At 43.5% G+C, this 23673-nt stretch carries 10 protein-coding genes; 8 read left to right on the top strand and 2 right to left on the bottom strand.

Annotated features, from left to right (window positions below; all coding sequences use genetic code 11):
* The first annotated feature begins 11 nt into the window (after positions 1-11).
* Positions 12-1241: a multiple monosaccharide ABC transporter permease gene (gene mmsB, locus HXT20_RS05495; protein WP_004116257.1), complete on the top strand. Its 1230-nt coding sequence runs from the start codon at positions 12-14 to the stop codon at positions 1239-1241.
* A gap of 196 nt (positions 1242-1437) precedes the next feature.
* Here the strand turns inward: mmsB and HXT20_RS05490 are convergent, their stop codons facing one another.
* Positions 1438-2946: a xylulokinase gene (locus HXT20_RS05490; RefSeq protein ID WP_422114311.1), complete on the bottom strand. Its 1509-nt coding sequence runs from the start codon at positions 2944-2946 to the stop codon at positions 1438-1440.
* Between the two features lie 235 nt (positions 2947-3181).
* Between HXT20_RS05490 and HXT20_RS05485 the strand changes: the two genes are divergently transcribed.
* The 4 genes from HXT20_RS05485 (at position 3182) to HXT20_RS05470 (ending at position 8979) form a co-directional block, all read left to right on the top strand.
* Entirely contained in the window at positions 3182-4417 is a 1236-nt protein-coding gene (locus HXT20_RS05485) for an ROK family transcriptional regulator (protein WP_004116253.1), read from the top strand.
* Positions 4418-4910: 493 nt separating this feature from the next.
* Entirely contained in the window at positions 4911-6206 is a 1296-nt protein-coding gene (locus HXT20_RS05480; RefSeq protein ID WP_422114310.1) for a hypothetical protein, read from the top strand.
* A 342-nt stretch (positions 6207-6548) separates the two neighbouring features.
* Positions 6549-8210 carry an ATP-binding protein gene (locus HXT20_RS05475; protein WP_174190899.1) on the top strand — a complete coding sequence of 554 codons (1662 nt, stop codon included), beginning with the start codon at positions 6549-6551 and terminating at the stop codon, positions 8208-8210.
* A 310-nt stretch (positions 8211-8520) separates the two neighbouring features.
* Entirely contained in the window at positions 8521-8979 is a 459-nt protein-coding gene (locus tag HXT20_RS05470) for a Panacea domain-containing protein (protein WP_004116604.1), read from the top strand.
* A 258-nt stretch (positions 8980-9237) separates the two neighbouring features.
* On the opposite strand, the gene HXT20_RS05465 is transcribed toward HXT20_RS05470, so the two are convergent.
* Positions 9238-9891, bottom strand: coding sequence for a biotin transporter BioY (locus tag HXT20_RS05465; protein WP_422114309.1), 654 nt, complete (start codon positions 9889-9891; stop codon positions 9238-9240).
* Between the two features lie 150 nt (positions 9892-10041).
* Here HXT20_RS05465 and HXT20_RS05460 point away from each other — a divergent pair, with 150 nt between their 5' ends.
* From HXT20_RS05460 to HXT20_RS05450, 3 genes are all read left to right on the top strand, one after another.
* On the top strand, positions 10042-11889 hold the full coding sequence (locus tag HXT20_RS05460) for a biotin carboxylase N-terminal domain-containing protein (protein WP_422114308.1): 1848 nt from the start codon (positions 10042-10044) through the stop codon (positions 11887-11889).
* Complete coding sequence (locus tag HXT20_RS05455; protein ID WP_422114307.1) at positions 11886-13538, top strand: acyl-CoA carboxylase subunit beta; 1653 nt, start codon at positions 11886-11888, stop codon at positions 13536-13538. The genes HXT20_RS05460 and HXT20_RS05455 overlap by 4 nt, the downstream gene beginning before the upstream one ends.
* A 142-nt stretch (positions 13539-13680) precedes the next feature.
* The gene (locus HXT20_RS05450; RefSeq protein ID WP_422114306.1) at positions 13681-23241 is read left to right on the top strand and encodes a fatty acid synthase subunit beta domain-containing protein; all 9561 of its coding nucleotides are present in this window, start codon (positions 13681-13683) and stop codon (positions 23239-23241) included.
* Positions 23242-23673: the final 432 nt, after the last annotated feature.

Genomic DNA, 23673 nt, shown 5'->3' with positions numbered 1-23673 from the left:
AAGAGGATATTATGTTTGGATCAATATCTGCTTATTCAAAGAAGAAAAATACAGCTATTGGTGCTCCTGGATTAAAAGAGCTATTGCTGGGGAATGCTCGTTCTTACGGTATTTATCTTGCTCTCGTTGCTGTTATCATTATTTTCCAAGTGTTGACTGGAAATAGGTTGTTGTATCCAAATAATGTTGTTGCATTATTCCAACAAAATGCATATGTTATGATTACGGCAATCGGGATGCTTATGATTGTTGTTGCTACACATATTGATTTATCTGTTGGATCTGCTGTTGCATTCATTGGTGGCTTAGGTGCTTTTGCTATGAAGCATTGGGGAATGAATTGGATGCTTGCAATCGCTTTCATGCTTTTCATAGGTTTACTAATAGGTGCTTGGCATGGATTCTGGGTAGCGTATGTTGAAGTTCCTGCATTCGTGACCACTTTAGGTGGCATGTTGATCTTTAGAGGTTTGGCAACTGTTGTTGCGGGTGAGTCTATTCCATTACGTTCTCGCGAATTCAGAGCTATTGCAAAAGATTATCTTCCTAATATTTTTGGATTCTGGGGCGGATATGATGGATTAACTATCGTTGTAGGTGCTCTTGCCATTGTAGGTGTAATTGTTGTGCAACTGCGTAAGAGAGCGAAGTCGTTGAAGACTGGATTATTGATTGAGCCACTTTCGTTTACTATTACGAAAATTGTTGTATCTGTTGCAGCTATTGGTTTTATTACTTATTTATTGGCATCTTCTGGAAATTCTCAGCAAGGCGGTATTCCAATAGTATTGGTTATTATTGCGGTTCTCGTTGGAGTTTTTTGGTTCGTGTTGAATCGCATGATTTTTGGTCGTGATATTTATGCTGTTGGTGGAAATAGAAAAGCAGCTATTCTTTCTGGCATAAATACTAAATTGGTTGATTTCAAGATTTTCTTAACGATGGGTGTTCTTACAGCAATAGCGTCTGTTGTAACATTGTCTCGACTTGCATCTGCTACCGCTGCAACTGGGCAAGAATTTGAGATGGATGCTATTGCTGCATGCTTCATTGGTGGTGCTGCTGTTTCTGGTGGAACTGGTACGATTCCTGGCGCTATGGTTGGTGCATTAATTATGGGTGTTCTCAATCAGGGTTTGTCTATTATGGGTGCGGATGCCGCTATTGTCAAAACTATTAAAGGTTTGGTGGTTGTGGCTGCTGTTGCTTATGATTTGATTAGCAAGAAGCGCAAAAAGTAATTTTAGTAATTGTAGCTTTAGTAATTATTGTAATTAAATTATTGTAATCAAAATTGTGCATGTATCGTAAGGTGCATGCACTTTTTATATTTTTAAATACACATGCATATATTAAAATGCCCTGTTATGTTACATTGAACAATGTGCTATAACAGAGCATTTTCAAATAAATGTCTTATTGGAATATTTATTTTATTTATTTTTCTAAGTTGCGGTAATGTAAATACTTTTTATATATTTCTTCGTTAGGTTCTCCAGACAAAGTTGTTTCTATTTCATTCTGCCAAATAGGTGGATACTCTTTATCTGAAAGAGTCCAAGCTGCTTGTCTTGCAGCACCGATAGCAACATATTCGTCGGTTTTTGGTAAAGTGACATCACTTCCTAATATAGATGGTGCTAATGCTCGTATTGCTGATGATTTTGCGCCACCTCCAATTAGTAGAATCTTTTTTACTGTGACTCCTAGTGATTTTATTAATTCCAAACAATCGCGTTGAGAGCATAACAATCCTTCTGTAAAAGCGCGCGCTATGTTAGAAGGTTTTGTGTTTGCTAATGTTAACCCATATATACTAGCCGTAGAATTTGGTCTATCTGGAGTGCGTTCTCCGTCAAAATATGGTATAAGTGTAATTCCTTGTGCTCCTGGTATGCTTTGTGCTGATAGATTTGCGAATTGTTCGTAGTCGACGCTTAGCGCTTTGCATCCAGCGTCTATTATTCTCGAACCATTAATTGTGCATGCTAATGGAAGCCAGTGCCCAGTGCAGTCGGCAAAACCTGCAACTGCAGTAGTCATATCGTATATTGGTGTTTGACAAACGGCTGCGGCTACTCCTGATGTTCCTAGTGATATAGATACATCTCCAATTCCCATGTTTAAACCCAAAGCAGCCATAGCGTTATCTGCACCTCCGGGAGCTATTAAGCATCCTCCAGCTACATTTTTACCTGCTATTTCTGGATCTGCATATGCTCCTATTTCGTTAGGGTTTAAAACTTTAGGTAAAATTACATCGTCTCTACCGAATGCAAGTTTTATCAAATCTCGTCTGTAGTTATTAGTGGTTGGATCAAAGTATCCTGTGCCAGAAGCGTCTGAGCGATCCGTGAAAAGTTTATCAAGTCCAACAGTATCCCTACAAGAATGATTAGAAGTGCTAGATGGACCATATCCTGCAATTCTCCAGCTTAGCCAATCGTGAGGTAAGCAAATAGCCGCTACTTTATTTGCTAGTTCAGGTTCATGATTGGCTACCCAAGCAATTTTTGTTACAGTGAATGACGCTACAGGGGATAATCCAACTGCACGAACCCAGTTACGCTTTCCTTCAAGGGTTTGGCTTTGTTTATCAGTGTTTTTTTCTGATTTACCTTGTAGACTCTCGATTAACTGTGTAGCCTCTGGTGCTGAGCGAGTATCATTCCATAGTAGTGCATCTCTAACAATGTTTCCTTGCTTGTCTAGAAGTACCATACCATGTTGTTGACCTCCGACTGACAGTGCGCTGACGTCATCTAGTCCTCCGGCTTGTTCTTTTGCTTTTAGGAACGCTTCCCACCATCTATCTGGGTGTATGCTAGTTCCTTCTGGATGTTTTGCTTGTCCGAAACGTACTAATTTTCCTGTTTCGGCATCTGTAATTCGTATTTTTGTTGATTGAGTTGATGTGTCAATTCCAGCAACAAGTATTTGTTTCATAGTTACTCCTGTGTAGACTGTTATTCTTTTTGACATTTTTATTTTTTCTATTCATCTGAAGGCAATTGCGCAAAAATTGCACTCGCTGATTTGCAATTAGTTAGATGAATGAACTAAACTAAAGCTTAGCACGGTTTAGGAGAATTTTCTATTAGTATTGTGACCTATAGGTTGGTTACTTGTGCGTTAGATTTATGTGTTGTATTAGAATTTGTCCAGTAATGAAAGAGGTAGCATGTCAGCTTTACGAAGTATAAATCAGGATGATTTGCGCAATCATAATTTGTCTGTTGTTTTAGACACTATTTTGCGTTCTGTAGAGCCTATGACTCGTGCAGAATTGGCTCGCGCAACTGGTTTAACCAAGGCTACGATATCTTTGCTTGTGCAAATACTTATATCTAGTAAGGTTCTTCATGAGGCAGATAGCGTTTCTGTGCATTATGGTCGTCCTGGTACGTCACTTGCTGTGAGCGTTGGAAGTTTTTGTGCTTTTGGATTACAAATAAATACTGATGGTTATGGTTTTGCTGCTGTTGATATAAATGGTGATGTTATTGACGAGCAATGGGTTGATTGTGATATGGAGCAGCTCACTGCTAATGAAGTTTTTGATAATCTAAATAATATTGTGCTTGATAGTGAAACAAAAGCTAGAGAATTAGGGTACATTATACTCGGCGGTGCATTAGCTTTGCCTGGTGTTGTGATTGATGGATCTATCTTGTTGGCGTCGCCGAATTTAGGATGGAAAAACCTTAATCTTGGACAATATGAGCTTGTTGAGAGACTTAATGTGTTTGCTGCGAATGAAGCTAATCTTGCAGCTATAGCGCAGATTCCTGGTTTTGCTACGCAGCGTAAAAACGATAGCATTATGAAGCCTTCGGATTCTTTTATATACATATCAACAGATATTGGTATTGGTGGTGCTGTTGTTAGAGATGGGCATGTTGTTTATGGTGAAAATGGTTTTGCTGGAGAAATAGGTCATGTGTCTGTGTCTTTAGATGGCCCTATTTGTAGGTGTGGAAGACGCGGATGTTTGGAAGCGTTTGCTGGTAGGAGAGCATTGGTTGAAACTGCTCGTATTGCTAGTGGGTGTGATGCAACAAAAATTGAAGCTGTAAATGTTTTACTTGAACGTTGGAAATCTGGTGATGAGATAGTTGTCAGCGCTGTCGATAAAGCAGTAGAAGCTTTAGTATCTGTAATTGGGTCTGCTGTTAATCTACTGGATATTAATACGGTCATTTTAGGTGGTATTTGGCAGAGATTTGGTGTTTGTCTTACGCAAAGAATTAGTAAAGAACTTACTTCTGAAGTATTATGCAGCGAAGCTGTAAATGTTAGAGTATTAATGTCAGAAGTTGGTGGAAGGTCTGCATTGCTTGGAGCAGCACAAGTCGCGCTTCGAAGGTTTATTGATAAACCATTAGATTATATTGAGCAATCAAGCATTGACGAATGAAGTGAGAGTTTATAATTTTAACTTTTGTAATAATTATCTTATTTTTATAGTAGTTTTCTTGTTTTTATCGTAATTTTGTTTGATTGTAGTTGTGTAGATGAGTCTGAATAGATATTGTTGTGTAGTTTTTAATAGCAATAACTATTGCTGTGTGGCATAGACGACACGCCAATTAAATGCAAACCTTAAAAAAACCTGAAAGAATCTTAAAAAAAGTCTATATACGGCGTGTCTTGGATATTTTTCTGTTTTTAAATATGATTAATCGTAATTTTTACGTTTTATTGGGTATATTATTGTGTATTTTCAGAAAAACTTCAAAACAAACCTGAATGTAAGCTGAATGTTTTGGTTGATTTTTGTTAAAGCATGTTGTATCTTTTGAATCAGCAACCAGTGAATCCCTAGTTCAACTGGTGCTACGCGGGAAACCGCATAAGGCAAATTCTTTTTCGTGTTCCTAGCACGGAGGAGAAGAAGAAAGGAAATTAAAATGATGAATAAGAAGGCTATCGCCGCTTTCGCTGCTGGCGCTACTTTGCTTGCCGGCTTCGCAATGGCAACTCCAGCAATGGCTGATGCTGATACTGATGCTAAGATTGCAGATCTTAAGACGTCTATTGCTCTTCTTGAGACAAAGATGAAGAATAACAATCTTAAGCCATCTGAGGATGTTCTGAACAATTATGATCAGGCTAAGGCTAAGTTTGAAGAGACTGATAAGGCTCTTACTGCTGCTTACGCTGCTTATGACGCTGGATTTAAGGCGTATAAAGCAAAGCAAGGCAATGATAAAAAGACGACTGATGACTTCGACAGCGAAGATACTGATAAGACTTACGGAGCTGAAAAGAATCAGAGCGGTAAGGACTTGAATACTGCACTTACTACCGCGCAAGATGCTTATAACAAGGCTAAGGGAGAATTAGATAAAGCTAAGGAAGCGTTAGCGGCATATAATTCTGGTTATACTCAGGATGTTGCTAATCTTAAGGCTTTGAAGGAAGAGCTTGCTAAACTTGTTGGTGGTAAGACTACAACTTCACAGCCAACTAAGCCAGGTGAAGCAAAGCATGTTCATGTGAAGGCTGCTGATAAGGCTAAGGCTGTTGAGGCTGTGAAGACTGCTAAGTTGCATCTTGATGATGCTTTTGCTGCTTATACTAAGGATTATGCTGAGTATGAGAAGGCTAAGGCTACTTTGGCTGGTAAGGTAGCTGCTCAGGAAGCTGCTGAGAAGGCTTTGAAGGCTGCTCAGGATGCTTTGGAAGCTTATAATGTTTCTGCTAAGAATGATTCTGCTTTGGCTCAGCGTCTTGCTGATGCTGTAGATCGTGCTCAGGCTAAGGTTGTTTTTGCTGTTGCTGAGACTGCTAAGGCTAATAAGGATTATGCTGAGGCTAAGGCTAAGGCTGTTGCTTCTACTGCTAAGTATAATGCTGCTTTGGCTGAGTACAAGGCTTGCTATAACGATGCGGTGACTTTCGGTGTTGAGGCTTCTAAGCTTCCTCCTGTTGTGACTTCTGATCCTTTGGCTCCTAATTTTGAGGATGTTCCAGGTGCTACTAAGGCTATGAATGATGCTGCTAGTGGCAAGCTTGGTAAGGCTGCTCAGCAGGCTGCTGCTAAGAAGGCTGATGCTAAGGGTGAGCTTGCTGCTAAGGGTGCTAAGGGTCATGGTAAGTCTGGCGAGAAGCTTGGTAATGCTGGTGTTGGTGTTGCTTTGACTGCTTTGGCTGCTTCTATGCTTGCTGGTATGGGTGCTGCTGTTCGCAAGATGCGTCACTAAGCACTATTTGAACTTGTCTTTGGTCTTAATTGGTTGTGGTTCTATAGCTTGTTAAGAATTATCTAAAGACTTGTTCTTAGTGTATACGAAATTAGTAAAGGGGTGAGTGGTTAATATAACCATTCACCCCTTTGCTATAAAACTTCCTATGGCTTTGATTTTTATAAAAACGGTTATAAAATAACGAAAGTGGTACGTTGTTGTGCCACGCGCTTTCGTAAGTGTAAAAGTAAAAGAGAGTTATACCAACTGAGGTTCATAACTATTAAATAGTGCAATTAAGATGTTGCTGCGTTTTTTAGTTAAAAATTTTAAGTATAAATATTATATAGAAGGTTTAATATGCAAATAAAAACTGTTAAATTGAAGAATTTTCGCGGTTATAAAAATGAGACTACAATTAACTTCGAGAATCTAACAGTATTAGTAGGAAAAAACGATTCAGGGAAATCCACTGTTCTAGAAGCATTAGATATATTCTTTAATGATGGTAAGAATATAATCAAAATAGATAAAAATGATGTAAATGTTAGATCTAGAGAAGATGGAGATTTAGAAACAGTTATATCAGTAGTTTTTACAGATTTACCTAAAGAAATAGAAATTGATTCATCTTTTAAAACATCATTAAGAAGAGAATATTTATTAAATAATGATGACTGTCTAGAGATAATAAAGAAATATCATGATGGCGGCTCGCCAAAAGTGTATATTAAAGCTAAGCATCCAACAAATGAAAATTGTTCAGAATTATTACTTAAAAAGAACACTAGTTTAAAGAGTATAATCAAAGAAAACAATATAGAGTGTTCTAATATGACAGTTAATTCTATAATGAGAACTGCAATTTGGAATTATTATGAAAAACATGACAAAGATGGTCTGAAATTAAGAGAAGTTGAAATAGATGCTTCAAAAGAAGATGCTAAGCAAATATGGGATAAATTATCTATAGAAATGCCAGTTTACAGCTTGTTCCAAGCAGATAGATCAAATACAGATAGTGATTCAGAAGTACAAGATCCATTAAAAGAGGCTGTAAAACGTATACTTAGCGATCCTGAAATTAAAGCAATTTTAGAGCGAGTTTCCAAAAAAGTTCTAGAAAACTTGCGTGAAGTGTCAAATAGAACACTAGAAAAATTGAAAGATTTAAATTTAGAAGTAGCTACCAACCTATCACCTGTTATACCGACTGCAGATAAATTAAAGTGGTTCGATGTATTCAAATCTGTATCTATTTCAGGAGATGACAATATTCCAATCAATAAAAGAGGTAGTGGAGTAAAAAGATTAATACTTATCAGCTTTTTCACAAGTGAAGCAGAAAGATTGGCTAAAGAAAGCAAAACATCTCAAGCTAAAAATGGCATAATTTATGCTGTAGAAGAGCCAGAAACGTCTCAGCATACGGATAATCAAAATACATTAATTGAATCTTTTGTAAAAATAGCCAAAGAACCAGGGGCGCAAGTTATATTAACAACACATAGCGCGTATATTGTTAAGAAATTAGATTACGCCAATTTAAGAATTATTAGTGATAATAAAAATGATGGAAAAAAAATTTTATCTGCAGAAAAAAGTTGTTTAAAGTATCCTTCATTAAACGAGGTAAATTATTTAGCCTTTAACGAAATAAGTGTAGAGTATCACGATGAACTATATGGTGCATTGCAGCTTGAATGCAGTGAAGAAAATGACAATCAAAAAGACGGTAAATCTGATAAAGGTGCTACTAAGAGGATTAACGAAAAGGAGTTTGACAATTGGTTAAACGAAAAAGGTATCAAAAAGAATAAAGACTATAAAATGGATTATAGTAATGGTACTCTCAGGGTAACGTTGCAAACATACATAAGAAATCGTATTCACCATCCTGAAAATAAGTTAAATCCTATGTATACCGAAGAAGAATTGTCAAAGTCAATAGAAGAAATGAGAAATATTTATATTAATCTTAATGACAAAAATGAAAATAGTAGTGACATCGTGGATGAGTGAAGAATAGTATAAATTCAATTTATTCAGGTTATTTTTACTTAATCTTATGCTCTTGTTTACACTAATAGGTTTAAACAAGAGCATAATTGTTTGTGCTTAGTGCGTATAAACATGATAAATTGTTAATCAAATAATGTATAAAATAATGTTGAGAAAATAATAAAAGACGCAATTATTTTTTTAAGTAAAAATATTTTCAGTGCTTTGTTTGTTAGTAAATAGTTTTATGTTACCAATTCGATTTTTATAGATTAAAAATATGATATTCAAGTATACTATAAAATATTCGCTGTTTAAAGAGGAGGTGCGTATGACAACAATTTTTAATGTGGCTGCGTATATCCTTGAGCTTACTGGAACTGTTACTACTATGAAGTTGCAGAAGTTGGCTTATTATTCGCAGGCTTATTGTTTAGCCACTACTGGAAATCCGTTGTTTTGTGAGAATTTTCAGGCTTGGAGAAATGGTCCTGTGGCCCCGACTCTGTTTAGTCGCCATCGCGGTAAGTTTTTGATTCGTAAAGGCGAGATTAATCTTTCGGATATTGAGCAGTCTGATTCCAATATTTTGACTGATGATCAAAAGCGTATTATTGAGAAAGTATGCGATAAATTTGGTGCGTATACTGGCAGTCAGTTGAGTGAAAGAACGCACAAAGAAGCTCCATGGAGTGATTTGCGTGAAGGTGTTGATGACTCGGCTGTTTGCTCTAAAGTGATTACTAAAGATTCTTTGAAAGAGTACTATACTCGTAATCCTTTGTTTTAAATTTACGTTGTTGATTACGCTAGCCCGCGTTTGTTTATTTTTGCCCGTGTTTGTTGTCGAATTTGCTTAAAAAGGGAACAAACGCGGGATTATGGATTGCGCGATTAGCGTTTAGAACAAAAAAGACCGCAGCGACGAGACTGCGGTCTTAGATAGTTAGCGCGTTACGCTTGCGATTAATTGCGCATTGCGTATCATGCATTACGAATCGCGAATTGCGAACCACGCATTACGCATCATGCGATTTATCGCGATTAATCACGCATTGTGATTGCGTTTAAACGCGCCATACAATCCTGCGCAAGCGGCGCTAGCGATTGCAGCCTTAATAATATCGCCAACAATAAAGCCAGTAGAAGCAACGGCGATTGCCCAAACAGGCAAGTGCATCATAAGCGATTGACCTACAAATCCAAATGCGTAAATCACAAGAGAACCAACAACAGATGCGGCAAAATACGCGCCAAATCGTGCAAATTTCTTAGCAACAGAATCCTCTGGCATAGCGGCATTAACAACGCCTTCGAGCTCAGACTTTACGAGCGCAATCGCAGCTACGCCGAACACGAATCCAACAAGGAATCCAACGCTAGGGCCTGCAAAAGCCACAACGCCACTCTTTCCGCCTGCAAACACTGGCATTCCAGCAGCACCAATCGCAAGGTACATAAGCACAGAGCTAACAGCCTGACGCCAAGTCAAAGTAAGACCTGCCAAAGCCAAAACCAAAGTTTGCAAAGTTACAGGAACAGGAGTTCCAGGAATCGGCAATGCGCCAGCCATAGTTGCAGCGCTAATAAGAACAGTAAACAAAAACGCCTTAGCAAATGGAACAGCCAAACGATTAACGCCAAAAGCCTTAGATGCAACTGCGCTAGAGTTTGCATCAGAGTTAGATTCAAAATTAGCCACGATATCCTTCTTTCGTATTGTTTTTCGTTGCTGAATCAAAGATTAGACAAAAATCACCAGTCGCGCGTTGGAGAAGTTTACAAAAAATCGCATAATGTTTTGTTCAAATTCACGGATACTATAAGCCAAATTTCCTATAACTTGTAACGTATGGTTACGAATATCAAAAAAATACTTGTGGCAAATCGCGGCGAAATCGCGCTTAGAGTGATTCGCACTGCTCAAGAAATGGGAATACAAACTGTAGCTATTTATGCGGCATCCGACCGTCAAGCACAGTATGTTGAGATGGCAAGCGAAGCGTACGCGCTTTCTGGAGACACGTACAGAGACACTTATTTAAACGAAGACGCGATTATAGACATTTTGCATAAAAGCGGAGCGGATGCTGTGCACCCAGGCTACGGATTTTTATCGGAAGTAGCGAGTTTTGCGCAAAAGGTGATTGATGCTGGCGCTGTGTGGATTGGTCCGAAGCCAGAAGCGCTTATTGATTTAGGGGATAAAATAACCGCTCGCCGCGTGGCAACTCGCGCTAAAGTGCCGCCCGTACCAGGCATATCGGAGCCTGTAAAAGACATTCGAGAATTGTTGACTTTTGCGCAAACACACGGCTACCCGGTTATGATGAAGCGCACGGATGGCGGCGGCGGTCGCGGAATAACCGTTGTGCACAACGATGACGAGCTTCGCGGATTCTACATGAACCACGACGCTTTGCAAGGCGGCGACCTTGACGAGTACTTTATTGAGCGTTTTATAGACAAGGCGCGCCATGTGGAAACACAAGTTGGCCGCGATTCGCATGGAAACTTCACCATATATTCCACGCGCGACTGCTCGGTGCAACGCCGAAACCAAAAGTTGGTTGAGGAAGCACCAGCGCCATTCCTTACCGATGACGAGAACGCGCAGCTTCACCGATATTCTCGTAACCTATTTGAAGCTGTTGACTACGTTGGTTTGGGCACGTGCGAATATATGGTGACATCTCAACACAAAGTTTACTTCTTGGAAGTGAACCCACGATTGCAAGTGGAGCACACAGTTAGTGAGGAAGTTAGCGGACTAGATCTTGTGCGCGAACAGCTTACGATTGCTGACGGCGGTGAGCTTACGCAAAATCACCCTTCGCGCGGGCATAGCTTTGAGCTTAGAATCACTTCGGAAGACCCAGCAACGAATCTTACGCCTAGCGCAGGCACACTAACAAAAATCGAGTGGCCATCTGGACCTGGAATCCGTGTGGATTCTGGAGTAGAAGTTGGAGATAGCGTGTCTCCAAAATTCGACTCCATGATGGGCAAGCTTATTGTTACGGCTCAAAATCGCGATGCGGCGATTGCTCGCGTAAGACGCGCGCTTAAGGAGCTTTGCGTCGAGGGAGTGCCTACTCCTGCTAAGCTTTTTGAGCAAATTTTTAACGATCCTGATTTTACAGCGCAAGATCACGATTTTGATATTTCTACAAAATGGCTTGAACACAAGTATTTGAACCGCACTGCTGCAGCGGCAAATGGCGGACAGCCTGCTTCTTTGGATTCCAATAAGTCTGGTGAAGACGCGCAAAATAAGCCAACTAAAATGGAGTCTTTTGTAATAGAAGTAGACAATAAGCGCGTAAAACTTACGATTCCGCAAGATATTGTAGACAATCTTACTGGCTCTGCACGAGTTAGAAGCACAGTTCGCGCATCGCAGCCGCTTAGAGGACGAGGATTAAGAGGAGATACTCACAAGTCGGAAACTCCAAAGGATGCTCCTGGAGTGATTTCTGCTCCAATGCAAGCTGTGATTACACGCGTAAACGTTGCGGAAGGTCAGAACGTAGCAAAAGGCGATTTACTTGCTGTTCTTGAATCCATGAAAATGGAAAACTACGTTTACGCACCTGCAGCTGGCGTAGTTACTGGCATTTTTGTAGGGCCTGGAGATGGTGTAGAAGCAGGCGAAAAGCTTGTAACAATTGACGTGACTAAAGGCGGTAGTGCAAAATGAGTGCGCTTACTAAAGATGCTACACAAGTTGCAAAAGATGTTAATAAAGATGCTGCGCAAGTTAGTAAAGACGCACAAACTATGCAAAATGCGCAGCCTACGCAGCCTCAGCGTGGAAAATCAGCCGTAGAACACGCGGCTCGCCTTGCTAGAGACGCTGAACAGAATGCTTTAGAGCGCCAGCATGCAAAGGGAAAATCCACGGCAAGAGAGCGTTTGGATTTGCTTTTTGATACGGGAACGTTTGAAGAAATCGGCCGCTTTAACGGTGGAGACATAAATAACGATATTGCAGGATGTGCTGTAATCACTGGCTTTGGCGAAGTGTACGGCAAAAAAGTAGCAGTTTATGCTCAAGATTTTTCCGTTCGAGGAGGCACACTTGGACGCGCTGAAGGACAGAAAATATGCCATCTTCTAGACATGGCGTTGCAGCTTGGAGTTCCAGTTGTTGCCCTAATCGACTCGGGTGGCGCTCGCATTCAAGAAGGCGTTAACGCGCTTACGCAATATGGCAGAATCTTCAAAAAAACTTGTGAAGCAAGCGGTTTAATTCCGCAAATCTCACTAATTCTTGGACCTTGCGCTGGTGGTGCAGTTTATTGCCCTGCTCTTACGGATTTTATAATCATGACTCGCGAACACTCCAACATGTTCGTAACTGGCCCAGATGTTGTTAAGGCAGCTACTGGCGAGTCGATTAGCATGGACGATTTAGGCGGTGGATATGTGCATAACTCCACTTCGGGCGTTGCTCACTATTTGGGCGAAGACGAGGCAGACGCCATTGACTATGCGCGCACAATCTTGGCTTATTTGCCGCAAAATTGCAATCAAAATCCGCCAACATTCGCATACGCTGCCACGCGCGCAGACAGAGAAACCGCTAAGCAGCTTGCGACTATTGTTCCGAGCAACGATCGCCAGCCGTACGACGTTTTAGACGTTATTCGCGCAATCGTAGATTATGGCGAATTTGTGCAAGTTCAAGAGCTTTACGCAGCATCCGCAGTAGTCGGTTTTGCTTGCATAGAAGGTCATCCTGTTGGAATAGTGGCAAATCAGCCTAAAGTCAATGCTGGAATTCTAGACGTTAATTCTTCCGAAAAAGTAGCGCGATTTGTGCGATTGTGTGACGCGTTTAATCTTCCTGTTGTAACTCTTGTAGACACTCCTGGATACAAGCCAGGGTCGGATCAGGAGCACGCGGGCATTATTCGCAGGGGAGCAAAAGTGATTTACGCGTACGCAAACGCGCAAGTTCCGCTTGTCACTGTGATTTTACGCAAAGCTTTTGGTGGAGCATACATTGTAATGGGCTCAAAGTCTATGGGTGCAGACTTTAACTACGCTTGGCCTACTAGCCAGATAGCGGTTTTGGGTGCTCAAGGAGCTGTGAACATTATTCATCGCAAGGATTTGCAAAAAGCAAAAGAGCGCGGACAAGATGTTGACGCTTTAAGAAAAAAGCTTGTTGAGAATTACGAAAATACCACTGTAAACGCGAATCTTTCTCTGGAAACTGGCCAGATTGACGCAATGATAGATCCAGAGCAAACAAGAGATGTTATTGCTAATTCTTTGAAGATTTTAAGAAGTAAAAAACGTGTTTCGAGAACAGGGAAGCATCATGGAAACCAGCCAATGTGATTTGGGAATAATTCGGGAATAATTTGGAAAACACTCAAAAGTCGCCAGCAACCGCGCGTAAAGCGACCAAAGATAAATAAATCCAAAAAACACAAATAAATTTTAAAAATAAAACTTAAACCCACGAACAAAGGAAAATAAAATGACAACATACTTATTTGACCAGCTCGCACAAACACCACACATTCTTACCTTCGCAGGACAATCCACACCATGGGTGCAAGCCTTAAAAGAAACACAAAACGATGCAGAATTAAATAAAGAATTACGCGAATATAACAAATTAGCAAAAACTTTACTATCAAACATATATCCACAGTTATTAGCAAATGCTGGAAGTGACATAAACGTATTCGATGCTTTAGAAAATTCTAAAATCAACACAGCCAGCGCACAATTAAGCGTACCAGGAATCACAATTGCTCAGCTTGCAAGCGTAAAAGACTTAACAAACCTAGGCTACAACTTTGAAGTAAACAAGCCAATTGCAAGCCTTGGACACTCTCAAGGCATAATAGCCGCAAAAATAGTAGAAGCTCGTATAAAAGCAGGGTCATGGCAAAACGCGCAAAACCAAATAGCTGAACTTATAGCAATCGCATACATAATCGGAGCAGCAGCAGACCGCGAAGCGCGAATGTTAGAAATCAGTGGAAACGGCGAAAAAACACCAATGCTATCGCTAAAAGGCGTTACGTTTGAACAGGCAAAAGCCTTGATTAAGCGAGTAGAAAGAACCAGAGGCGTTATATCAATCGCAGTTAAAAACTCGCGAAATCACATTGTGCTATCAGGATATCCAGAAGACATGGAAGCCGTGCAAAATCAGGCACAGAAAGAGTCGCAGCGCTCCAAAAAAATGCGCGAAATGAAGGAACGAGGCGGATCGGTTTTTGCGCCAATCGCAGAGTATTTAGATGTTACAGTGCCATTCCATTCTCCAATCATGAAACCTGCTGTAGAACAAGTTGAAGCCTGGGCAAAGGACGCAGGATTAGATGCTGAACTTGCACTAAAGCTTGCAAACGCTGTGCTAGTAGAGCCAGTAGATTGGGCGAAGCAAATAGAAAAAGTTTTAAATAACGTGAATGCGCGAGAGCTATACGTACTAGACATGGGTCCAGGAGAAGTGCTTGGCAAGCTAACAAACGTGCTACTACAAGGAAGCGGAGCTGGCGTAGTAGAAGTCGGGACAATGAACGCGCGCGCAAAAGCAAGCACAACTAGCGCTGCAGAAGCTGAATTATTGCGTACTGGCTGCTGGGAGGATTTTGCGCCGCGAGTAATCGATACTCCAGCTGGAAAGAAAGTTGTAACAAAATTCAGCAAGCTAACAGGCAAAGCTCCTGTGCTTCTTGCCGGCATGACTCCAACCACAGTAGACCCAGAAATTGTAGCCGCCGCAGCCAACGCAGGATATTGGGCAGAACTTGCAGGCGGTGGACAAGTAACAGAAGAAGTATTCGACAGGCACATGGACTCTTTGAGCAAGCAATTGCAAGAAGGAGCAACCGTAGAATTCAACGCCATGTTTATGGACCGCTATTTGTGGAATTTGCAATTTGGCAGCAAACGTATAGTTCCAAAAAAGCGTGCTTCTGGAGCGCCAATCGACGGCGTAGTAATTTCTGCAGGAATCCCAGAGTTAGACGAAGCGAAGGAACTTGTTGAAACTCTTCAAGCCGACGGATTCCCGTATGTTGCTTTTAAGCCAGGAACAGTAGAGCAGATTCGCCAAGTAGTTCGCATTGCAAAAGCTGTTAAGCCAGCAACAATTATTGCGCAAGTAGAAGGCGGATCTGCAGGCGGCCACCACTCTTGGGAGTCGCTAGATGATTTGCTGATTAGCACTTATGCTCAAGTGCGCGAATGCAATAATTTGGTGCTTGTAGCAGGTGGCGGAATCGGCACCCCTTCGCGCGCTGCCGATTACATTAGTGGCGAATGGTCCAATAAGTACGACTTGCCAAATATGCCTGTAGATGCTGTGATGATTGGCACTGCAGCAATGACGGCAAAGGAAGCGCACACAAGCGCGCAAGTTAAGCGCATGTTGGTGGAAACGCCTGGAATCACAGAAGCAAATGATGCGTGTGTGGAAGGTCTTGGCGCAAGTGAAGATCCGTTTGCTCCGATTGGAGAGCGCTGGGTGCCTTCTGGAAAGGTTGTTGGCGGAGTAACAAGCGGATTAAGCCATTTGCACGCGGATATTTACGAGATTGAGAATGCGTCCGCGCGCTGTGGTCGTCTTCTTGTTCATATGATGAAGCATCCAGAAGAGCTTTCTAGCCGCAGAGATGAAGTGATTCGCGCGCTTAACTCTACTGCAAAACCATATTTTGGCGATGTTGAAAATATGACATATACCCAGTTTGCGCAGCGATTCCTTGATTTAAGCTATCCTTGGGCAGATCCTACTTACGCGGATCGCTACCTGCATTTGTTACAGCGTATTGAAGCGCGTTTAATAAGCCAAGATTCTGGCGAATTTACTTCGATTTTGCCAGATATTAAGCAGGTTGCTGAAAATCCTCAGTCTGCTCTCGATTCTCTTGTGCAAGTTTTTCCTAATGCGAGCACGATGAACGTTGTTCCAATGGATGCTGCGTGGTTCCCAACCTTGGTGCGTGAATATCCTAAGCCGATGCCATTTGTGCCAGTAATTGACAATGATCTTCTTCGCTGGTGGGGTCAGGATCAGCTTTGGCAGTCGGAAGATTCGCGATATTCTGCGGATGCTGTGCGAGTAATTCCAGGACCTATTTCTGTTGCAGGCATAATCACAATGGATGAGCCAATCGCGGATATTTTAGGAAGATTTGAGGCTGCGGTTATAAATCGTTCGGTTGCTTGCGACTTGCCTCTGGGCTTTAATCAAAACGCGTTTAGCCAAATAGACTGTGCGCAAAATGTTGAAGAATATGTGCGCTCATGTCCGAATATTTCTTGGATTGGTCACGTAACCAATAATCCTGCTTATAAGACGCAAAATAATAGTGAAAACTATGTTATAACCGTAATAAGTGAAGAAAATAGCGTAATTAAGCTTGATCTAGACATTAAACTAGACACGTTCTGGGATGAGCACGAAGCCTGCAATGAAAATAGTGGTAAAAATAGCGTAAAGAACAGCGGCAAAAATCATGCTGTTAGAGATATCGTAATTCCGCTTATTGTAGACGCAAAGCGTGCTGGAAGCATACCAGTAGTCGACCGCGAGCGACTACCAAAACACGTTTATAACATGTTGGCAGCAACCGCAGGCATTGGAAATACTGCGATTACTGGAGATGTTTTAAGTGAAATGCCAAAAGTAGACGCAAGCCAAGAAGCGTGCGAGCAAGTTAAAAAAGAAATAGCTTGTGGAAAAGCTAACAAATCATCCTGTGAAACAACATGTGAAACAGCCTGCGAAATACCATTTGGCGTGGTTAAATCAGCATACACGCTTTCTAGAAACCTAGGAATCGACCACGAATCTGCTACAGCTGGACGCCTGCCAGAAGGTTTGCAAGCATCAAGAATCGTGCCAGACGCGCTAGTAGGTCCAGCATGGCCAACAATATACTCAGCACTAGGATCCGTAATGGTAGACGGATACCCAGTAATTGAAGGACTACTCAACGCAGTACATTTAGACCACCTAATAGAACTAGATTTATCTACAGACGACCTGCAAAAATATGTTGGAACACGCATAAACCTCACTGGTTGGGCAGAAGATTACGCCGAATCAGCTTCTGGGCGAGTAGTGACAATACACATAATTCACAATGCGCAAGACGGAACAAAAATCGCGCACGAAACAGAACGATTCGCGATTCGTGGACGAAGCTACAGTGCAGCACTACCAAAGTCTGCTCCAGAATACGGAGATGCGGCAGAATTACACGGATTTAGCGTAGACAACACGCCTAGAAGAGCGCTTAGACGCGTCGTAATTCGCGCACCTAAAGACATGACAGCTTTTGCGCGCACATCAGGTGACTTTAACCCAATACACACATCCAAAAGAGGAGCCGCAATCTCTGGACTTTCCGCACCTCTAGTACACGGAATGTGGCTTTCAGCAGCAGCTCAGCATGTTGCTCAAGCATTGGATGAAAAAGGCGCACACTATGATCTTGTTGGCTGGACGTACAACATGTACGGCATGGTGCAGCTTGATGACGAAGTAGAAATTACCGTAGAACGAGTAGGGAAAGTACGCCGCGGAGGGCTAGCGCTAGAAATCACATGCCGAGTAAACGGGCAAATAGTTTCTAAAGCGAGCGCACTTACACGCGCGCCGCGAGCAGCATTCGTATACCCAGGTCAGGGTATCCAAAAACAAGGAATGTCATTGGATGAGCGCGCCAAATCGCCAGCTGTGCGCGAAACTTGGGAGCGCGCAGACAAACTCACTCGCGAAAAACTAGGATTCTCAATTCTTGCTGTAGTGCGAGATAATCCTAAGGAATTAACAGCAAATGGCGTAACATATCGTCATCCAGAAGGCTTGCTCAACTTAACGCAATTTACTCAAGTTGCGCTCGCTACTGTTGCTTTTGCGCAAACCGCGCGTTTAAGAGAAGCAGGATGCGATATTTGGCCTGCGTATTTTGCTGGTCACTCGCTTGGCGAATACAATGCGCTAAGCTCCTTCGCTCAAATTATTCCGCTAGAAACCGTGTTGGAACTCGTGTTCCACCGCGGATCTACAATGCATCACTTGATTGAGCGAGATGAGCAAGGCCGATCCAACTATCGAATGGGCGCTTTGCGTCCAAACCAGTTCGGTGTGGACGATGATGGTGTAAACGCGTACGTTGAAGGAATCTCTAAGCAAACTGGCGAATTCTTGCAAATCGTAAACTACAACTTGGCAGGTCAACAATACGCAATAGCAGGCACAATAAAAGGTTTGAAAGCTTTGGCTCAAGATTCTACCAAGAGGGCTAAAGAGTATGGCGGTAAGCCTCCATTTATGCTTGTGCCAGGAATTGACGTGCCGTTCCACTCTCGAATTCTTCGAAAGGGTGTGCCAGAATTCCGCGACAAGCTCGATTCGCTGCTGCCGAAGCATATTGATTACTCTGTGCTTGTAGGCCGTTACATTCCAAACCTCGTGGCTTGCCCGTTTGAGCTTACGCGAGAATTTGCGCAAAAGATTTTGGATGTTGTGCCATCTGAGCGCATTGAAGCAGCTTTGGAAGATGAAACTACGTGGAAATCTTATGCAGAGGATGAGCAGAAGCTCGGTAGATTGCTTCTTACGGAGCTTCTTTCATGGCAGTTCGCTTCTCCAGTTCGTTGGATTGAAACGCAGGCTCTTATGTTTGCCGATCGCGCTCGCGGTGGTCTTGGCGTTGAAGAGTACGTTGAAGTTGGTTTAGGAAACGCGCCAACTTTGGCAAATCTTGGTGCTAAAACTCTTGCTTTGCCGGAGTTTAGTGGCGAAAAAGTGACTGTTTACAACGTTGGTCGTGACGAAGGTCGCGTTTATATGACTGACACTGATTCGCTTGTGCCTGAAGTGTTTACTGAGGAAGATAGTCAAGAAGCAAGTAGCACTGCTGATGCGACTACTGCTCCTGCAGCTCCTGCAGCAAATGTTGTCTCTGCTGCTCCTGCAGCTAATGCAGCCGCAAGCGGACCTGTAGCAGACTTGCCATTCAAAGCATCCGACGCAATCTCAATGCTTATTGCGTATAGTGCAAAAATCCGTCTTGACCAAATCGGCGACACTGATACAACTGATACGCTTACAAATGGCGTATCTTCGCGCAGAAACCAGCTTCTTATGGATATTAGTTCCGAGCTTGGCGTGGCAAGCGTGGACGGTGCTGCAGAAGCTCCAATGAGTGCGCTTAAAAAGTTAGTTGATTCGGTTGCTCCTCGCTATAAAGCTTTTGGTGCCGTGCTTTCCGATATTGTGCGCGAACGTTTGCGTGCGCTTTTCGGTGCAGCCGGTGTGAAACCAGCGCAAATTGACAAGCGAATCTCTGAAGTCTGGCAACTTGGAGAAGGCTGGCGTGCGCACGTTCTTGCGGCTTTGGTTTTGCAAACGCGTGAAGGTGCTAGCGTGCGCGGTGAAAATCTTGCGCAACTTTCAACTGATCCTGCAAAGAATACTGCTGCAGCTGACGCTTTAATCGACGCAGCAATTGCACAAGTTGCTCAAGCTCATGGCGTTAGCGTTTCTCAGCCTGGTGCTGCTGGCGCAGCCGGCGGTGCTGTTGTTGATTCTGCAGCTCTTGACGCTTTCGCTCAGCAGGTTGTTGGCGCAGATGGCATACTTGCTGCAACTGCTAAGTTTGTGCTAGCAAAGCTTGGTGTTGAGGCTCCTAAAGCAGAAACTGAAAGTGACGAAAATGCTGCTGTTGTGTCTGCTGTTGAAGCTGAGCTTGGTGCAGATTGGCCAAAGCAGGTGGCTCCTCGATTTGATGAGCGAAAGGCAATTCTTTTCGACGACCGCTGGGCTTCGGCTCGCGAAGACGTTGCTCGCTTGTACTACAAGTATGCTGGAAAGAATGTTGATATTCAGGTAAATGAAGTTTCTGAAATCTTAAATGATTTTGGTAGTTTCCTTGGTGCAGGGGAAGCAGTAGCTTCGGAAGCTGAGTGGTTTGCAAGTCTTTCTAAATCTCGCGAATTAAACAATCTTGCAACAATATTTAATGGTATTGTTCGCGATTCTCGCACTAAACTTGCGCAAAACAACGCCGATACTGCTCAAGCAACTCGTTTTGCAGGAGAAGTTGCAGTAGTTACAGGCGTTGCTCCTAATTCGATTGCTGCTCGCGTAGTAACGGGCTTGCTTAAGGGTGGAGCTACGGTTATCGCAACTTCGCACAGTTTCAAGCCGAGCGTTAAGTCTTGGGCGAAGAAAGCGTATCGCGAAAACGCTCAAATGGGCGCAAAGTTGTGGCTTGTTCCAGCAAACTTGTCTAGTTATCGCGATGTTGACGCGCTTGTAAAGTGGGTTGGCACAGTTTCGAAGAAAGTTAGCGGCGCAACTACTACTATTTTGAAGCCTGCTTACGAGCCGAGCATGTTCTTCCCGTTTGCAGCTCCACCAGTTCACGGTACTTTGGCTGATTCTGGTTCGCTTTTTGAATCGCAATCGCGCTTGATGCTGTGGGGTGTGGAGCGTGCAATCGCCGGATTTGCACAGATTGGAGCAGATACAGATGTACAACATCGTATGCACGTTGTGTTACCTGGCTCTCCAAACCGAGGTATGTTCGGCGGCGATGGTGCTTACGGCGAAGTCAAGAGTGCTTTCGACGCGATTGTGAACCGTGCGCATGCAGAAAGTGTGTGGTCGGATCGCGTGACTTTTGCGCATCCTAAGATTGGATGGGTGCGTGGAACCGGCTTAATGGGTGGAAATGATCCGCTTGTGGCTGTAGTTGAACGTCATGGATTAACTACCTACTCAACGCAAGAAATGGCAGATCGTTTGCTCGATTTGTGCACGAAGGAAGCGCGCGAACAGGCCGCAATCGCGCCTTTGAACGTTGATCTTACGGGTGGATTAGGCAAGGAGCCTCTTGATTTGAATGCTCTTCGTGCAGAAGCACTGGAAGATCAGAAGCGTGCTGAAGCTGCGGAAGCTGCAGAAGAAGCTGCAGAAGAAGCTGCAGAATCTTCTGTTAAATCAACTGCTAAATCAACCAACAAAGCACTTCCAACGCCTTACGTGCCAACTCAGCCGCGAGTCAACTTGGCTGATTGGAAGAACGTAACAGCGCGTCCAGAAGACGAAATTGTAATCGTCTCAGTCGGCGAACTTGGACCATGGGGTTCTGGACGTACTCGTTTCGAAGCAGAACTTGGAATTCGCGAAGATGGATCCGTGGAGCTTTCTGCAGGAGCAGTACTGGAATTGGCTTGGAATATGGGCTTGCTTACTTGGCAGGATTCACCAAAGCCAGGCTGGTATGATGCGGACGGCACGCTTGTTCCAGAAGAAGATATTGCAGAGAAATATCGCGATGAAGTAGTGGCGCGCTCCGGTATTCGACCATTCGAAACCGGCATGGGCGGCGACTACAAGGATGGAGCGAACGAAGAAGAAGCAGAAATCTTCCTCGATCACGACGTGAGTTTCAGCGTTCCAACAGAAACAATTGCGCGCGAATACGTGGCGCTTGACGAATCGCACACTGAGATTGCTCGCGATGCAGAATCTGGCGAATGGACTGTTACGCGCAAGGCAGGTTCTATGATTCGCGTGCCGCGTAGGGCTGCAATGACCAGAACCGTCGGTGGACAATTCCCTAAGGGCTTCGATCCGCTGAAGTGGGGTATTCCAGCTTCAATGGTTGGAAGTGTTGACACGATTGCGCTGTGGAATATTGTCACAACTGTAGACGCTTATATTTCTGCTGGTTTCACGCCTTCGGAGATTTTGCAATCTGTGCATCCGTCGATGGTTGCTTCCACGCAAGGAACCGGTTTCGGCGGCATGAGTTCAATGCGCAAACTGTACTTGGATCGCTTCCTTAACCACGAAATTCCTACGGACGTATTGCAAGAGGCGCTTCCAAACGTTGTTGCAGCTCACGTAATGCAAACCTATATCGGCGGCTACGGAAATATGGTTCAGCCGGTGTCTGCATGCGCAACTGCAGCGGTTTCGCTCGAAGAAGGCGTCGACAAGATTGCTCTCGGCAAAGCTGACTTCGTAGTAACTGGCGCAATTGACGATATCGGTGTGGAATCCGTAGTTGGCTTCGGCAATATGAACGCAACTGCCAATAGCGAAGAAATGTATGCGAAGGGCATCGATCCACGATTCTTCTCTCGCGCAAACGATCGCAGACGCGGCGGCTTCCTTGAAGCACAAGGCGGCGGTACGATTTTGGTTACGCGCGGCGATATTGCTTTGAAGCTTGGTTTACCTGTTGCTGGCGTAGTCGGATTCATTCATTCGTATGCTGACGGCATTCACACTTCTATTCCTGCTCCGGGCTTGGGTGCTTTGGCTGCGGGCATGGGTGGAGCTAAGTCTAAGCTCGTGCGTGATTTGGCAGCTCTCGGCGTTACTCCGGACGATATTGCTGTGGTTTCTAAGCACGATACTTCTACGAATGCAAACGATCCGAACGAATCCGAGCTGCACAATACTCTTGCGCACGCAATCGGACGCACGGACGGAAATCCACTGTTCGTAATCAGCCAAAAGACGCTGACCGGACATGCAAAGGGTGGTGCGTGCATCTTCCAAATCAACGGTTTGACACAACTGTTTAGAAGTGGCGTAATCCCTGGAAACGCATCACTTGACTGCGTGGATCCTAAGCTTGCGCGCGACGACCACATGGTTTGGTTGCGTGAGCCGATGCGCATTGGTGATGGTGCAGGTTCTTGTGCAGTGAAGGCTGCTCTCGCAACTTCGCTCGGCTTCGGTCACGTTAGCGGATTTGTGGCATTAGTTCACCCTGGTGCGTTTGAGGCTTCTGTGGCAGCTAGCGCTGGTGCGGATGCGCTTAAGAATTGGCGTACCAAGGCGAATGCGCGTTTGGCTGCGGGCCAGAGACGATTTGAGGAAGGCATGATGGGTCGATCTGCTTTGTTCGAGCCTGTTGAGAATCGTCACTTGCTGAAGGATGGCACGCGCCTTCCGGATGGCACTCGCTACGATGGTCACGAAGCAGAAAAAGCTATGCTGCTAAACCCAGACGCTCGCCTAGATGCAAGCGGCTACTACTGCTAGCGTAGACATGAGTGTGGCTAATCTGCAATAGCGATTTTCCCGAGAATGTTGCTCAAATCGGCGTGTTGAGCTACAAAGTCGGGAGATTTTTCCCGAGAATGTTGCTCAAAACGGCAAAATCAACAACAAAATGCGGAAATGTTGCTCGCGCGGATTAGCCGCGCTGTTCCTAACGGCTATTAGTAGCCGTTAGGCTGATTTGGCATGTAAAGTCCACTGGACTTTACATGCCAAATCACGCTTTGAAGGAGCTTGAAATGCGTTATGCAATTTCAAGATCAGTCAAAGCGCCCATGCAAGTCGATTCGCACACAAGCTTGTGCGGGTTCGCACTACATGTGCAACTAATATCGCAGTTGTATTTTTGACTTTTGTAAAAATTGCAAAAGTGTTACAATAGCTCCTTACGTGCAAAATTGCGAAAAATTCAAT

The organism is Gardnerella sp. DNF00109, assembly GCF_049262845.1.
Lineage (GTDB): Bacteria > Actinomycetota > Actinomycetes > Actinomycetales > Bifidobacteriaceae > Bifidobacterium > Bifidobacterium vaginale.
This window is presented reverse-complemented; position numbering and strand designations above follow the sequence as displayed.